The 16,023-nt window shown below is 67.9% G+C and carries 11 protein-coding genes; 5 read left to right on the top strand and 6 right to left on the bottom strand.

Annotation, left to right across the window (positions count from 1 at the left end):
* Positions 1-176 precede the first annotated feature (176 nt).
* Positions 177-1,886 (top strand): ABC transporter ATP-binding protein, encoded by a 1,710-nt coding sequence (locus tag IEY87_RS10475; protein WP_225276914.1) that lies wholly within the window; start codon positions 177-179, stop codon positions 1,884-1,886.
* A gap of 155 nt (positions 1,887-2,041) precedes the next feature.
* Here the strand turns inward: IEY87_RS10475 and IEY87_RS45605 are convergent, their stop codons facing one another.
* The 4 genes from IEY87_RS45605 to IEY87_RS10455 form a co-directional block, all read right to left on the bottom strand.
* Entirely contained in the window at positions 2,042-2,263 is a 222-nt protein-coding gene (locus tag IEY87_RS45605; RefSeq protein WP_229699320.1) for a hypothetical protein, read from the bottom strand.
* Between the two features lie 535 nt (positions 2,264-2,798).
* Positions 2,799-3,428, bottom strand: coding sequence for a hypothetical protein (locus IEY87_RS10465; RefSeq protein ID WP_189138359.1), 630 nt, complete (start codon positions 3,426-3,428; stop codon positions 2,799-2,801).
* A 65-nt stretch (positions 3,429-3,493) separates the two neighbouring features.
* Positions 3,494-6,964 (bottom strand): DNRLRE domain-containing protein, encoded by a 3,471-nt coding sequence (locus tag IEY87_RS10460; protein ID WP_189138358.1) that lies wholly within the window; start codon positions 6,962-6,964, stop codon positions 3,494-3,496.
* A 13-nt stretch (positions 6,965-6,977) separates the two neighbouring features.
* Positions 6,978-9,272 carry a DNRLRE domain-containing protein gene (locus tag IEY87_RS10455; RefSeq protein WP_189138357.1) on the bottom strand — a complete coding sequence of 765 codons (2,295 nt, stop codon included), beginning with the start codon at positions 9,270-9,272 and terminating at the stop codon, positions 6,978-6,980.
* Between the two features lie 390 nt (positions 9,273-9,662).
* Between IEY87_RS10455 and hutU the strand changes: the two genes are divergently transcribed.
* The 4 genes from hutU (at position 9,663) to IEY87_RS10435 (ending at position 14,393) form a co-directional block, all read left to right on the top strand.
* On the top strand, positions 9,663-11,312 hold the full coding sequence (gene hutU / locus IEY87_RS10450) for a urocanate hydratase (RefSeq protein WP_189138356.1): 1,650 nt from the start codon (positions 9,663-9,665) through the stop codon (positions 11,310-11,312).
* Between the two features lie 76 nt (positions 11,313-11,388).
* Positions 11,389-12,207 carry a MurR/RpiR family transcriptional regulator gene (locus IEY87_RS10445; protein WP_189138355.1) on the top strand — a complete coding sequence of 273 codons (819 nt, stop codon included), beginning with the start codon at positions 11,389-11,391 and terminating at the stop codon, positions 12,205-12,207.
* 450 nt (positions 12,208-12,657) lie between these two features.
* Entirely contained in the window at positions 12,658-13,635 is a 978-nt protein-coding gene (dprA, locus tag IEY87_RS10440; protein WP_189138354.1) for a DNA-processing protein DprA, read from the top strand.
* Positions 13,636-13,946: 311 nt separating this feature from the next.
* A complete protein-coding gene (locus IEY87_RS10435) occupies positions 13,947-14,393 on the top strand; it encodes a ComF family protein (RefSeq protein ID WP_189138353.1) in 447 nt (148 codons plus the stop codon).
* A 91-nt stretch (positions 14,394-14,484) separates the two neighbouring features.
* Here the strand turns inward: IEY87_RS10435 and IEY87_RS10430 are convergent, their stop codons facing one another.
* Positions 14,485-15,375, bottom strand: a complete 891-nt coding sequence (locus tag IEY87_RS10430; protein ID WP_189138352.1) for an NmrA/HSCARG family protein — start codon at positions 15,373-15,375, stop codon at positions 14,485-14,487.
* 97 nt (positions 15,376-15,472) lie between these two features.
* Positions 15,473-15,919 carry a MarR family winged helix-turn-helix transcriptional regulator gene (locus tag IEY87_RS10425; RefSeq protein ID WP_189138351.1) on the bottom strand — a complete coding sequence of 149 codons (447 nt, stop codon included), beginning with the start codon at positions 15,917-15,919 and terminating at the stop codon, positions 15,473-15,475.
* Positions 15,920-16,023 lie beyond the last annotated feature (104 nt).

Genomic DNA, 16,023 nt, shown 5'->3' with positions numbered 1-16,023 from the left:
CGGGTTCCTCGATGCCCTATTCGTTCCAGCGCGCCCGTCGGATGAGACGTCTTCCTCCTCAAGGAGGGTCGTCAATAAAAGTTGACATACTTTGGTCGTCAATCTAAGTTGACGGGTGTCGATTCGGCGCCGTCGTTCGTTGGCTGTTTTCGGGATATATCTCGAAAGGGGAGATTGTGATCAAGGAATTACTCGGCTACCTGCGTCCGCACCGGCTGGTCCTGTTCGTGGGCGCTCTGCTCGGACTGATCGGGTCGGCGGCGGGGCTGGCGATGCCGCTGCTGGCGAAGTACGTGGTGGACGCCTTCGGGCAGGATCGGTCGATGGCCGGACCGCTCATCGGACTGAGCGCCGCGGTGGTGATCGGTGCCGTGGTGTCCGCCGGTGGCAGCTATCTGATGGAACGCACCGGTGAGGGCGTCGTCCTCGGCGCCCGGCGCAAGCTGGTGGACCAGATGCTCAGGCTGAAGGTCGCGGACGTGGACCGGCTCAAGCCCGGCGACCTGCTGTCACGGGTGACGGGCGACACGACCCTGCTGCGCTCGGTGCTGACCAACGGGGTCGTCAACTCCGTCAGCTCGGCGTTCATGCTGGTCGGCGCGATCGTGATGATGGCCGTCATGGACGGCGTCCTCTTGTTGATCACCCTGCTCGTGATCGTGGTGATCGGCGGACTGACCGGGATGGTCATGCCGAAGATCCAGCGGGCGCAGAAGCACGCGCAGGAGGCCGTGGGCGAGATGGGCGCGGTGCTCGACCGGGCGCTGCAGTCCTACCGCACGGTCAAGGCCAGCGGCGCGGAGGAGCGCGAGATCGGCAGCGTGGCCGACGCGGCGGAGCGCGCCCGTGACCGGGGGCTGCAGGTCGCCGGGTGGACGTCGCTGGCCGGTGTCGCGACCTGGATGGCGGTCCAGGTCGCCTTCCTGTGCGTGCTCGCGGTCGGCGGCTCCCGGGTCGCCGCCGGCACGCTGGAGGTCTCGGCGCTGATCGCGTTCCTGCTCTACCTGTTCTACCTGGTGGCGCCGATCGGGCAGATCGTCGAGGGCGCGGTCCAGCTCCAGCAGGGCCTGGCCGCGATGCGGCGGATCAAGGAGATCGAGGAGCTGCCGGGCGAGCCCGTCGCCAAGCTGCTGCCGCCGGAGGACCCCACGCCGCTGGGCGTCACGTTCGAGGACGTGGTCTTCAGGTACGGCGAGGACCGGCCGCTCGTGCACGACGGGGTCACCTTCGAGGTGCCACCGGGCGGGCTCACCGCGCTCGTCGGGCCGTCGGGAGCGGGCAAGTCCACCATCTTCGCCCTGCTCGAACGGTTCTACGAGCACCAGAGCGGGACGATCACGCTCGGCGGCACGCGGATCGAGGACTGGCCGCTCGCCGAGCTGCGGGCCGCACTCGGCTACGTGGAGCAGGACGCCCCCGTGCTCGCGGGCACGCTGCGGGAGAACCTCCTGTTCGCCGCCCAGGAGGCCACCGAGGAAGAGGTGCTGCGGGCCGTCGCCAGGACCCGGCTCGACGACCTCGTGGCCAGGCTGCCGGAAGGGCTGGAGACACCCGTCGGGCACCGGGGCGTGCTGCTGTCGGGCGGCGAGCGGCAGCGGGTGGCCATCGCCAGGGCGCTGCTGCGCAGGCCCAGGCTGCTCCTGCTCGACGAGGCCACCTCACAGCTCGACGCGGTCAACGAGCTGCGGCTGCGTGAGGTCATCGCCGAGGTGGCCAAGGAGACGACCGTGCTCGTCATCGCGCACCGGCTGTCCACCGTGACCAACGCCGACCGGATCGTGGTCATGGAGGCGGGCGGCGTACGCGCGATCGGCACGCACGCCGAACTGGTCGGCGGGGACGAGCTCTACCGTGAGCTGGCAGCCACACAGTTCCTTGTCAGATAGACGAGTAGTTCCGACGGTGCCGCCATTGTGAAAGGGCAGGGTGACGGCCGCCCGGACGGCGTCGCGGTCCTGGTCGATGATGTGGGTGGCAGTGACGTGCACATACTTCATCGTGGTCGCGATCCACGCGTGGCCGAGCAACTGCTGGATAGAGATCAGGTCCATGCCCTGCTGATAGAGCTGAGAGGCGCAAAGTGCCGCAGCACGTGCGGTGTGAGGGAATCGGCCCATTCCGGCAGGTGCGCGGCAGCGGCCTTGGCCAGTGCGGCCTTGAGCGTCTCATCACCGACCCGGGTCACCGATCTGTCGGCGTGCTTGCGCTCCGACAGCAGCAGCGCTGCTTCGGGCCGGGTGTGGTCGTCACCGAACTGCCCCACACGTCTTCGACGAACCAGCGCAGCGTCGCCGCGGCGTTGTTGATCAGCGGCACCATCCGCTCGTGCGGCCCGGCCCCGCGAGCACCCTTGCCGTGGTGGACGTGCAGCTTGCCGAAGCGGTCTAGGTCTCATCGGAGGCTAGCCAGATCGAGCTTGCATGTCTCGTTCACACACAGCCTGACCTCGGCCATCAATCGGCGGGCGGTGTAGTTGCGGGCGGTGGGGCGAACTTCCGGTAGGTCGCCATCTCCTGCCGCTGCCCGCGCCAGTACGAACCCGGCCAGCACGTCGGTCCCCAACGCCTCCAGGTCCTTCGCAGGGGCCAGGCACGCGCCACCCGAAGATCCTTCACCACCGCCAGTTCCAGTCACCTCGCCTTCACCCTCGCAGCAAGACGAACGACCAGGACGATAGACCTTCAGAATCTCCGAAATCTCATCAACGCCCACAGAAGACGGAGCGCCAGCCGATAGGCCCAGGTCCCGGTGCTGGAGAGGCCAAAGGAGCCCAGCGGAACTCAAGGGTTATTGGTTACTCAGACGTCGGGGCCGCGGGCTTCGCCTTCCTCCCGCGCAGACGCGGGAATGACGTATCTGGTGTGTGGGCCGTTCAGCCATGCCTCGTCGAGCTCCCTCCCCGTGACGCGACCGATGAGGCGTAGAGCCGAGGTCACCTCGGCCGCGGCTGAGTCGCCTTTGAAGGCCAGCCCATCCAAATAGCCGTCCAACGCATCCGGATCAGTGCCGTCCCGCTCCTCCGGATCCCCGACCACCAGGGTCGTCACCACCTCGCCGGCGACCACATATTCGAGGTCTTCGACCCCCTCCAGTTCGTACAGGGGCCAGCCGAGGTAGAGCAGCCGCCCGCCGTCCCGGGTCAGCTCGACCCAGGACCGCCATTGCCACGCGTCGTTCCCGTCGAGTTGGATCACCTGGACCCAGCCCGGTGCTTGCGGGCCGATCCAGATGACGCCATCGCCGTGCTCCGTGTAGCGGCCGGTGACGATTTCCCGCCAGTCGCAGGCCCTAGCACTGTTCGGATCGGCGCCCAGTCGCCGTGCCACCTCTTCGACGTCCAAGCCTTCCACCCAGATGCTCTGGAACGGCGTGTCGTAGTCGATGTCGTGAGCGACGAGGAGTTCCCAGAGGTCCTTGTCGGTGTCCAATACTGCGCTCCTCCACGTGCGAAGGCCGGTGCGCGGGAGCGGCGGCTCCCGCGCACCGGCATGGGCTAGTTGCTGATTCTCACCCAGAACCTGTTGTCGTTGCCGACCCGGTATCTGGAGTAGAACGCGGCCAGATACTGGCCGTGAAGACGATTCTTGACCCTGTCCACGTAACGGATGGAGAAGTGCCCCTTCGAGTTGTGCGCCCCGTTCTTGGTTGACGCGAACGGATACTCGTCACACTGCAGCTTGGGAACCGACTTCCCGTTCACGATCACGTTGGCCGGCCACTGGCCCTCGGTCTTCAGCCTCGTCCGCTCGGCGCGGCATGCCGGGCCGATGGCCTTTCGGTTCTTGTACGTCAAGGTGTCCGTCTTCTCGGTGTCCGGCGGATCGGTGTTGCGCACCAGCCACAGATGGGCGGGGTTGTTGTACTGCTGGCCGCCGACCGTGATGTGGCTGTCCGCGTCGATGTTGCCCGGCATGATCTTCGACTGGGGCCGGCCTTGTGCGTCCGTCGGGGGCAGAGCCGGAATGGTCTCGCCTGGCGAGGTCAACGCCTTGTCAATGTGCTGAACCACCTCGTCGATCGCCGCATCGCCGCGTTTCATGGTGAAGATCCGGTTGGCGTCGGCGAAGATGCACGCCCCTGTGTGCTGCCGATCGCCGAAGTTTTTGGAGAAGACTATGTCGTCGCACCGGACAACGGGAGCGAATTCGCTGCGGCTCCCGGTGGGGAGCCCGATCGCTTGGATGCCGAACGGGAGCTTGATGTCGCCCAGGATGTTCTCGAACTCGATCTTGCCCCAGAGCGGCCGGGCTTCGTTGAACCAGTTGACCCCGCCGAACTCGAACAGCAGCGGCCGGATCGTGCAGTTGTGCGCGTCACCCTCTCCCACGCTGGACTCGACCAGCCACTCGTCGTAGCCGTCCCGCTTCCAGTCATGGATGGCGGCCCTACGGGTCTCACCCTCGGTGACCTCACAGGCAGCGCCGTCGCTGCCCTTCACCTGAACCTCGAGCTGGAGTTGCTTGTCATCGAAGTCATCGGTGGGCTCGCCGTCGTCGTAGCCTACGATGTCCTCCAGCTGGGTCCAGATCTTGACCTGGTTCGGAAGGCGGTCGCCACCTCCCACGACCCCGTTGCCGTCGGCGGTCCCGAGGTAACTGTGCATGACCACGGTGGCTTCGACCTTGTACCCGTCGTCGGGCTTCGGCGGATACTTGCCCGGCTCGGTCGGGTGGTAAGTCCAGTCGCCGTACGCGAGGATCTTGCTCCAGCAGCCGCTGTAGGGCCGCAGGTCCCGCCAGCCGGGGGTCGAGTACCGGAAGTCGGAGGTTTCGCGCAGGCGGGTGCAGTCCGCGATGCTGTTCACCCGGTCGTAGTCGAAGGACGGAAGAGCCTGGGCCGTGAACTCGTCCGCCTTCGCGGTCGGGGCGGGTTCGGGCCGTTCGGCGCCGAGAGCCATGACCGGTACGCTGACCAGCGCGCCGATGTCAGCGGCAGTGAGCGCGCTCTGGTGGATGAGGATCTCGTCCACCGAGCCCATCATCCTGGTGCCGAGCGTCATGGCTCCAGCGGCGTTCCACGGATCGCCCGAGACGGTCTCGGACCTGAGCAGAGCGCCGTTGAGGTAGAGCGACATGGTGTTGGCGGTGGCGTCGAAGACACCCGCCACGTGGAACCACTCGTTCACCGGTGGCTCGACGTCGGAGAAGACGCCCGCAGAGCCGGCGTCGGCCGTGTCGGCCGAGGCGCGGGTGAACACCAGTCCCCGATCGGGGGTGTTGCCCAGCACAAAAGCCGGCTGGTGCGTCCCAAGCTGCTCGGCGACGCTGTAGGCGCCCTCCTTGTCGCTCCACCGCAGCCACGCGGCGACGGTGAAGCTTTGATCGGTTCGGATGATCGGCCCCGCCGTCGTGGCCAGCGGTTCCTCTCCGGCCTGGACCACGTCTACCGTGGCCTCCCGCCATTCCGCCCAGGGCGAGCTGGTCTGCCCGGCGACGGCGCGGGCACGCCAGCGGATCTTCCAGCCGTCGGTGAGGGTTCCGGCGGGAATCTGGACGATGGCCTGGGTGCCCGACGCGACGTCGTCCACGGCGCCCGCCCAAATCCGGCCGGTGCCCTGCCCTGTCGCGGCGGGGTCGTGCTCGACCTCGAACTCCGCCCGCAGGGTGCCCCCGATGGGGTTGTTCACCTGCGCGAGCAATGCCGGGGTGAGGCTGCTGGTCACTGTTGTGCCGCTCACCTGCTTTGACGGATCGACCTGCAGAGCGTCGACGGACGGATCGGAAACCGGGTCCGCCGCATCGACGGTCAGCTCCTGCCAGCCCGACCACGCCGAGGCGGTTGACGCGGTGGCGTTGACCGCGCGGGCGCGCCAGCGAATCTTCCATCCGTCGGCCAGCTTGCCCACAGGGACGCTCACCGTGGCCCGGCCGCCGGAGGCGACCGCCGGTGAGGCGTCGGCCCAGATCTGGCCGGTGCCCTGTTCGGTGGCTGTGGGATCGTGCTCGATCTCGAACTCGCCGGTCAGGTTGCCGCTCGCGGGGTCGGCGATGGTCGCGGCGAGCTGCGGCGTCAGCGAGGGCGTCACCGTGGTGCCGTCCACCGTCTGCGCCGGTGTGATGGCCAGGTCGGAGACGGCAGGTTGTGATGCCGGTCCGCTGGTGGTGATGGTCAGCGTCGGCGGCAGGGTGAAGTCGGTGTCTTCGGAGGAGGTGAACACCCGGTAGTTGTTGATGTTCGTCTCGCCGGGCGACTTGAGCACCAGGCCGTGGTTGACGGCGCCGGCGGCCCAGTCCTGGGCGATGCCGGTGACGTTCCAGTCCATGCTGTCTGGGTAGGTGTCGCAGTTGAAGTTGACGCCCTTGAAGTTGGTCGAGGCGTCCTCGGTGGTGTGGGCGGGCTTGTTGGCCCAGTACAGGTTGTCCGGGTCCCACGCGCCGGTCAGGCGGGCGACCTGGATGCCGTTGGCGAGTGCGGCGCCGCAGTTGTGGCTGTCGATGGTGTTCATCGACAGCGTGGCGTTAGTCACCGTGCTGCCCTGCAGGCCTGCGGTGTCGAACCGCAGGTGCACCCGGGCTTTCGTTCCGCCCGTCATGGTGCCGGCCATCATGTACGGGTTGTCCGGGAGCGCGGGCAAGTCGTCCGAGCTGACATCGATGTCGGCACCGAGCGGCAACGTGACCGCCGCGGCCACGCGCACCGGATAGGTGGTGCCGGCGTCCGTCAGGAACGCCTGGTCCGGCTTGAGCACCAGCTCCGTACGGCCGTTCTTGGTGACTACGTCCGTGCCGATCTCGAGGCGCTTGGCCAGCGGAAGCCGTCCGTTGGCACGGCCGTCCCACATCACCGGTCGCGCCGCCGACGCGACCAGCTTCTTGTCCTTGCCCTTGAGCAGCAGCCGGCCGCCCTTGCCCCGCGAGACGGCCAGGTCGCCGGTCTCCACGCCGATGCGGATCTCCAGCGGCTTGCCGGGCCGTTCGCGCAGCACCACGTCGTGCCGGAAGCCGGTCGGCAGCACGGTCACCACCAGGTCCGCACCTTTACCGGCCGCGTCGGGCCGCGCCGCCCTTGACCGTCGGCTTGGGCAGGGACGTCGGCCACCGCAGCGCATAGCTCCGGCCGTCGGCGGTCGCCATCTTCGCGAACGGCCTGGTGCCGCCGGTGGAGAAGGCGACGTGAACCTGGGCGGAGAGCGCCTTGGGCTGCAACATCCCGTTCCGCTCGACCAGGGAAGTGTCGATCGGCACCCAGGAATCACCCTGGCGTGCCCTGACCGGGCCTGAGGCGATCTCCGTCCGGTACGAACGGCCGTCCGCCAGCGCGTACGTGATGCCGGTCTCGGTCGTCTCCGCGGGAACCTCGACCTCCTTGGCCTGCTGGACCGCCTCGCGGGAGGCCGCGGCGCGAGCCTGGGCCGACGGCACGTTCGTGACCGCCTGACCGGACCGGCCGGCCGTCCAATCCGCGGTGTCCGTCAGCGTCGCGTCATGTCCGTGCGAGGAAGAGTCGGCGGCCGTTCTGCCAGTTCCCTCGTCAAAGGTCCAGCGCGCGGCCGGAGACGTGCCAGCGCCCACGCCGAAGGACCAGGTGAGCGGGTCCACCACGTTGTCCCACACGTCGCCGGCGTCGCGCACGTCGGCCGTGTAAGTGGTCCCGTTGCGCAGCGCGGCCTTCGGCGTGAAGGTCAGGATCGTGTTCGTGGCGTCCATGACGGCCGTCCCGTCGACCGGGGCCCCGGTGTCATCCTTGAGCGTGAACGCCGCGTCCCAGACCTCCTGGTCGAAGGTCACCCGCACGGTCGTGTCGACGGGTACCTGCTGCGCGTTCGCCAGCGGCGACACGGAGACGACGGTCGGCACGGTGGTGTCCTGGACGTCCGGATCGGGATCGCTCCACGGCGTGCCCTCGGCGGGCTGCAGCCTGTCCGTTCCGACCTCGTACGCGGCGCGTCTGCTGGCCTCGAGGAGCGCGCTGTCGTTCATGCTGACGGCTGACTGGTCGGTGACGTCCGCCTCCGGCTCGGCCATGGCCACAGCCTCGTCGTAAGTGGGCCAGGTGGTGAAGTCCTGATCGGAGCTGAAGGCGACGCGCACCTTGGGCGCCGGCTCATAGTCGATGAACAGCACCGGGCCGCGTCCGTCGCTGCCGGTGTACTGGTCGGAGCGGTACTGGCGCCAGTTGGCCCCGGCGGCGCCCTCGGTGGCGGCGCGGATCATCAGGCCGTGGTCCGGCGTACCGTTCGCCCAGTCTTGCACGATGTGCTGGATCGAGTGGTAGAGCTCGCCGCTGCCCGAGCAGCCGGCCAGTGTGTCGCTGTAGCCGCCGGGGGCGACGACCGCGTTGGTGCCGGTGCTGGAGGGCTGGTTGGCCCACGTCAAGGTGGAGTAGTGATACGACGTGGTGAGCCGCCGCGCGACGATTCCGGCACCTACCGTGGTGCCGCACCCGCTGGCGTGGTAGTTCCATAACCGCAGGTCGGCGTCGTGGATCGTGGCGTAGTCCAGGTCGGTGCCGTTGATCACATATCGCAGGTAGGTGCGCCACAGCTCTCCGTCGGCCGACCGTCCCGCCCGAAGCCACGTGGACAGTGTTGCCGAGTTGGGGTATTGCACGCTGGAGACGAAGGTGTCGGAGGAATCCCCCGCCCCGATCCATTCACCGCTCATCGGCACGACGACCGGGTAGGTCACCGACGGGTCCGCCAGGAAGGCGGCGTCGGGGGTCAGCACCAGCGAGGACTTTCCGGAGGCGTCGGTGGTCACGGAGGTGTCCACCTTGCCGATCTTGCCCTGCTCTGGCCCTTCGGCGGCTTTGGCATCGAGAGCCTGAGCCGCCAGCGGCGCGCTCTTCACCGCGCCTTGCGCCGACATGAGCTGCGGCCTGCCGTCGGTGGCCTTGCCGTATGTTCTGCCCTTGGGCAAGGTGAGAGGCAGGCTCACCTTGACCGCCCCCTCGGGGCGGGTACGCAGCACAACCTCTTGGGCGAACCCGTCCGGAAGAGCGGTGAGCACCAGGTCGGCGCCCTTGGCCACCGCATCCGGATAAGTGATCTTGTTTCCGGCTACGGTCGGCTTGGGGAGCTTGCCCTCCCAGCCGATGGCGACGGTGCCGTCCTTGTCCTCGGCGGTGACCAGGGTGGTGGCACCCTCGCCGCCGAAGGTCAGCGGAGTCTTGACCAGCTTGGCCGCCAGCGTGCCGTCATCCTTGGCCACGATCGAGGTGTCGACCGGCTGCCAGGACCTCTTGCCGTCCTTGCCGGGGACGTCCAGTTGCACGGGCTCGGTGCTCAGTTCGGCGTGCAGTGTCTTGCCGTCGGTGTTCGCCCACACCTTCATGGTTTCGGTGTAGCTGGAGGGCAAGGGTACGCGTTTGCCGGTCTTGGCAGCTTTCGCCCTGGCATCGCCCAATACCTGATCCACGTGGAAAGGCCTGGCTTTACCCGGCGGGGAATTGGTGTGAGGCGGCTGAATCGCAGGGGCGGGGGATGGCGCGGAGCCTTCGGCAGTTGCGGGCGCGGCCAGCAAGGAGACGGGTAGCACCAGCGCGCATAACAGGGCAGCGCAGCGGCGCGTCCGGGCGGATAAGGGCTCCCGAACACCCGTGGTCCGAATAGCGTCACGGCGGGGTAGCCGATCGCCTGCGACCACTGAGCCGCATCGGAGTTGCTCGTCTAGCCGTTGTAGTGTGCGGGTGACACAGATGAATATGTTCATTCAGGAGGTCGCATGAGCCGCACCGTGCGGGCGCCGCGAGGCACCACGCTCACCGCCAAGGGCTGGCCGCAGGAGGCCGCGCTCCGCATGCTGCAGAACAATCTGGACCCGGAGGTCGCCGAGCATCCGCAGGAGCTCGTCGTCTACGGCGGCTCGGGCAAGGCCGCACGGGACTGGCGCTCGTTCGACGCGATGGTGCGGACGCTGACGACGCTGGAGGGCGACGAGACGCTCCTGGTGCAGTCCGGCCGGCCCGTGGGCGTCTTCCGCACCCACGAGTGGGCGCCCCGGGTGCTCATCGCCAACTCCAACCTGGTGCCCGACTGGGCCAACTGGGAGGAGTTCCGGCGGCTGGAGTCGGCCGGGCTGACCATGTACGGGCAGATGACGGCGGGCTCCTGGATCTACATCGGCACGCAGGGCATCCTGCAGGGCACGTACGAGACGTTCGCGGCGGTGGCGGACCGGCATTTCGGCGGCTCGCTGGCCGGCACGATCACGCTGACGGCCGGGCTCGGCGGGATGGGCGGCGCCCAGCCGCTGGCCGTCACCATGAACGGCGGCGTCGCCATCTGCGTCGACTGCGACCCGCGCTCGGTCACCCGCCGGATCGAGCACCGCTACCTCGACGTCCAGGCGTCCTCCCTGGAGGAGGCGCTGCGCCTGGCCTACGAGGCGCGCGACGCCCGCCGCCCGCTGTCCATCGGCGTGGTGGCCAACGCCGCCGAGGCGCTGCCGGACCTGCTGGCCCGGGGCGCGGAGATCGACATCGTCACCGACCAGACCTCGGCGCACGACCCGCTGATGTACCTCCCGGCCGGGGTGGCGTTCGAGGACATGGCCACCGAGCGGGACAAGGACCCGGCGGGCTTCACCGAGCGGGCCCGCGCGTCGATGGCCAGGCACGTGGAGGCCATGGTCGGCTTCAAGGACGGCGGCGCCGAGGTCTTCGACTACGGCAACTCGATCAGGGGCGAGGCCAAGCTGGCCGGATACGCGCGGGCCTTCGACTTCCCCGGGTTCGTGCCCGCGTACATCAGGCCGTTGTTCTGTGAGGGCAGGGGCCCGTTCAGGTGGGCGGCGCTCAGCGGCGACCCGGCCGACATCGCCGCCACCGACCGCGCGATCCTCGAACTGTTCCCGGACAACGAGCCGCTGGCCCGCTGGATCCGGAAGGCGGAGGAGAAGGTGCACTTCCAGGGGCTGCCCGCGCGCATCTGCTGGCTCGGCTACGGCGAGCGCGACCTGGCGGGCGAGCGCTTCAACGACATGGTGGCCTCGGGCGAGCTCCAGGCCCCGGTGGTGATCGGGCGCGACCACCTCGACAGCGGCTCGGTGGCCTCCCCCTACCGCGAGACGGAGGCCATGGCCGACGGCTCCGACGCCATCGCCGACTGGCCCCTGCTCAACGCCATGCTCAACACGGCGTCCGGCGCCTCCTGGGTCTCCATCCACCACGGCGGCGGGGTCGGCATCGGCCGCTCCATCCACGCCGGGCAGGTCACCGTCGCCGACGGCACCGCGCTGGCCAGGCAGAAGATCTCCCGGGTGCTCACCAACGACCCCGGCACCGGCGTCATGCGGCACGTCGACGCGGGCTACGAGGAGGCCGCCACCGTGGCGACCGAGCGAGGGGTACGGATCCCGATGCGGGAGTCCTGAGTGAGGTGTACGGATTCCCATGCGTGAGTCGTGAGTGACGGGATGATACTGCCGGGTCGCCGGTGTTGGAGGAGGCGTGACGGGCTTCGACGAGTTGCTGGACGGCCGCAGACTCTCACCGGTGCAGCGCAGGATCGCTCATTACCTGGGGGAGCACCTCGAAGAGGCCATCTTCCTGTCCAGCGTGGAGCTGGCGGAGCGGGCCGGGGTGAGCCAGCCGTCGGTGACCAGGTTCGCCGTGGTGCTCGGCTTCGCCGGCTATCCGGAGCTGCGCCAGGCGCTGCGCCCGCTGGTGCTCGGCGGGGCTCCGGAGGGCTCGCAGGAGAGCGTGCTCCGCGGGGCCGTCGACCGTGAGATCCGCAACCTGACCGTGGTGCGGGACCGGCTCGGGAGTCTGCCGCTGAAGGAGCTGGGGGAGGCGCTGGCCGCCACCGAGCCGCTGCCCGTGCTCGGGCTGCGGGTGTCGGCGGGGCTGGCCACCACCTTCGCCTACTACACCCGGCGCATCCACCCCGACGTGCGGCTGCTCACCCACGGCGGCTCGGAGCTCACCGACGGCCTGCACGCGGCCCGCCGCGCCGGGGCCGAGTGGTTGGTGGCCGTGGTGCTCCCCAGATATCCCACCGAGGTCATCCATGCTCTGCAGTACGCCGAAAAATTGGGATATCGGGTGGCGGTGATCTGCGACCGGCCCGACTTCCCCGCCGAGGTGGTGCTGGACGCCCCGGTGGGGGACCGGCTGGTGTTCGACTCGCACGCCGCGCCGCTGGCTTTGGCCATGGCCCTGGTGGAGGCCATGGCCGACGCCGCGCCGCTGCGCACCCAGGCCCGGCTGGAGGAGTACGAACGAATGACGGACGAGACCGGCACCTTCTCGACCGGCGACCTCTCGTAGCGCTCAGCGACGACCGGTTCGGCCTATAGCGCCCCGCGAGTCGCACGGCGACCAGCCAAGATCCGGAACGCTCACCGCTGGGCGCCATACATCCCGCTGTAACGCGCCCTGCCTCGCTTATGTTCGCTTTCGCTCCCTACCGTGGGCAAGTGATCGAACTCGACAGAAGCCGTCCGATCTGGCCGCAGGCAGTTCCTGCTCCGTCACATCGGCAAGGCGCATAATGCCGGGCCGGTGAACGTAACGTTCGTATACTCAAAGTGAGTAATCAGTTCCCGTGTGTCGCATCAAGGCCATGGGCGGATGTCGATCATGGCTCCCTGTCATGTCGACCCTTGATGCAGCTCGTCAGGCATCAAGTGCTACCTGGCAATATGGACATATCTTCGGGCGACAAAAGCAACTGCAGTACCATACGACACGCATTCGAACATTAGTTTGGAGAGTAGGATGCGGATCACCGAAGAGCAGTCACGACTGCTCGCGATATGCATGGTCAAAGGCGTTAGCTGGTACCTCGTCGCGCGAGAGGCCCAACGTCCCAACGGCCTGGCGCGCCTATGGTCGGGCGACATCATCGAGTCCTCCCCTGAGGCGACCAAGGCCAGAGCCCTCATCGCCAACAGCGCCCACGAGCCCGATCGCTACGTCGAATCTGCCGTTCAGCAGGCCGAACTCGCGGCCAGTAACGGGGCCCGACTCGTCACTGTCCTGGACAAGGAATACCCTGCCACCCTCCGGTTGATCTTCAACCTTCCACCGTTCCTGTTCGTCCGAGGCGAACTGCGCGAAGCGGACCTGCGCAGCGTGGCCGTCGTCGGCACCCGCCAGGCGAGCGAGGATGGACTACGCCGGGCACGCCGGATGTCCGGCCTGCTCACTGAACGTCAGGTCACCGTCGTGTCCGGCCTCGCCCGAGGTGTTGACACCGCAGCGCATACTGCAGCGCTCGATACCGGCGGCAGGACGATCGCGGTCGTGGGAACAGGCATCCTGCGCTGCTACCCGGCCGAGAACCGCGCCCTGGCCGACCGGATCGCCGAGAACGGGGCCGTGGTTTCCCAGTTCTGGCCGGAAGCCAACGGCGCGACCTACACCTTTCCCCGCCGCAATGTCACCATGTCCGGCATCGCGCAAGGCACGGTGGTGATCGAAGCCGCAAGCACATCCGGGGCGAAGATGCAGGCGCGGCTGGCGCTGGAGCATGGCAAAAGGGTGTTCCTGCTCCGTAGTCTCACCGAGGCCCAACCGTGGGCACAGGAGTACGTCAAGACGCGCGGGGCGCTCATGGTGGAGGACGTGGACGATGTCGTGAAGAGTCTGTCCAGCCCGGATCGGATCCAAGCGGTCAACGAGTCCCGCGCTCAGCTGACCCTTGACTTCGAAGATCTGAAACTGGAGGAGCCATCGCCCGGGGCGCTGTGGTGACCAAGCCAGGGCGGCTAACCTACGGCGACGGCCCACCCCCAGCGGGGTTCGGCAGATGCGGCGAATGTCCCTACTTGCAGGCAGGGCACGTCCGCATCTGCCACGAGTGCGCATCGGAGAGCTTCCAGCCGCCGAATGAACCCAACTGCCGGATCTGCCATCAGGTGTTGCGGGATGGCGAGCCTGCTTGCTCGAACAGGCTCTGCGGCGACCCACAGCGTGCTTTCGAGTGGACGGCCGTCGTAGGGGTCAAGGCCGGCACCCTGGAGCAGGGGGTTCTGCGACTAAAGGGCGGGGCGTACGGGTGGGGGATGATCTTCGCGCGGATCATCTTGGGTCACCTCTACACCCACCCCGAGCTCGTCGACGAGGTGGACGCCATCATCCCGATGCCCGCCTATCGGGAGCCGCACCAGGCACGCAAAGGCAATGATCACACTGGGTACGTCATCGAACGGGCGATCCTCGAAGACGGTGAGAATCTCCCCTTCGTGTTAGATCCGCCGCTCATCGAGAAGACACGAGCCACTCCCCGAATGCGGGACACGATCTCCCTTATGGAGCGTCAAACCGTGGCGCATGAGCTGTACGCCGCGCTCCATGTGCCGGACCCGGCTCGTGTGCAAGGCCGATGCATCATGGTCTACGACGACGTTTTCACCGCTGGCAGTAGCCTCAACGCGGTGGCCATGCGGCTCAAGGCGAGCGGCGCGGTGAAGGTGTACGGGCTCACTCTGGCTCGCGCCCAGTGGCGCTGAACGTCGCGAAATCGCCGTGGGGATGGTCCCTTCCGCTACGGCTCCGTCCGGGACCGCCACGCTGGCAAGATCACGGCCTACGGCTGGAGTATTAGGAACGGACCCGGTCCGCGGGAGCGGTCCAGCCGGTGGAGCGGATCCACTCGGCCAGGTCCCAGGTGGTCGGCTCGATCGCCTTCACTGCTGCGAGGTCTGACGGGTATTCGGACGGCTTGGCGAACTGGCGGAACATCGCCTTGTCGAGGTCGTTGCCGAGGACGCTCAGTGGCAGGGCCTCGTAGCGTGACGGTAGCCCAGCGCGCGCGCCGAACGCGGCGGCGATCTGGGGGCCCGTTGGCTCGTCGCCGATGACCTCGATGGCTCCGCCGGGCACGTCCGCGGTGTCGAGCAGGATCGCGGCGGCGACCTGGCCGATGTCCTTGATCGAGATCATCTTCAGGGCGATGTCGTTCGGCAGCGGCAGCCTCAGCACGATCGTTCCGTCCTCCAGGCTCGGCGCCATCACGGTCGCGAAGTTCTCCATGAAGGCGGCCGGGCGAACCATCGTGGCCCTCAGGCCGGAAAGCTTCAGGTATTCCTCGATCCGGTGCTTCGAGTCGTGGTGCGGCACACCCGTTTCGCGGTCCGCTCCGGAGACCGAGTTGAACACGACGTGTGGCACGCGCGCTGCGGCCGCCGCATCGACGAGGGCGGTGCCCACTCGGACCTCCTCCTCGATCTCCTCGAGGCTGTTCGCCTCCGGGGTCATGAAGTAGAACGCGTCGACCTCCTCCAGCGCGGCGACCGTTGACGCCGGGTCGTCGATCCGGACGGTCGCCAGCTCGACGCCTCGGGCGGCCAGCGCCTGCGCTCGATCGGACTTGGGGGTGCGGACGAGGGCCCGCACCCGCGCTCCTCGGGCCAGGAGCGCGTCGACGACCGCCCCGCCCTGCTGTCCCGTCGCACCGAAGACCGCGATCGCACCGTTTTCCCGCGTGACCATGTCGTCACCTCTCGCTAGTTCATGCCATGAACCCTGACTAGTTCACGCCATGAACAATACTAGTTCATGCCATGAACTGATGCAGGCATGAGGGTGCCTAGGAGGACTGCGCGGTTTGTCGGGACGAGGTGGACGCCGAGACGCCCGACGCGGCCACGATGGCGGTGGCTAGGCGTTCGAGGTCGCGCTGGTCGTCGGCGTCGAGGTTCTCCGCGACGTCGGGCAGGCGCTTGGTCATCTCGGCGAACACCGCCTCGGCGAGCACCTTCCCCGTGGGTGTCACGCTGAGCATGATGACCCGCCGGTCCTGCTCTGAACTCGCTCGGCTGACCAGGCTGCGCCGCTCGGTGCGATCGACGAGCTGGCTCAGCGCGTTCTTGGTCATGCCGAGCGAGGCGGCGAGGTACGCCATCTGCCGCGGCCTGTCCTTGATCGCGCACAGCAGCGTGGCCTGTGAGGAAGTCAGGTCGTACTCGGCGCAGATCTGCGCGTACCTCCGCTGGATCAGGACCGAGAGCCAGAAGAGCTTGTCACCGTAGTCCACGCCCGCCGCCCCTCGTCTGGTGCAGAACGCCCAGTCTACCGACGCCGACCGGCTTGCCCGACCGTCCAGCTGCCAGTGAAATCCGCCTGGCCTGGCCTGCCCCG

Source organism: Nonomuraea glycinis (assembly GCF_014646515.1).
In the GTDB taxonomy this organism is placed as follows: domain Bacteria; phylum Actinomycetota; class Actinomycetes; order Streptosporangiales; family Streptosporangiaceae; genus Nonomuraea; species Nonomuraea glycinis.
This window is presented reverse-complemented; position numbering and strand designations above follow the sequence as displayed.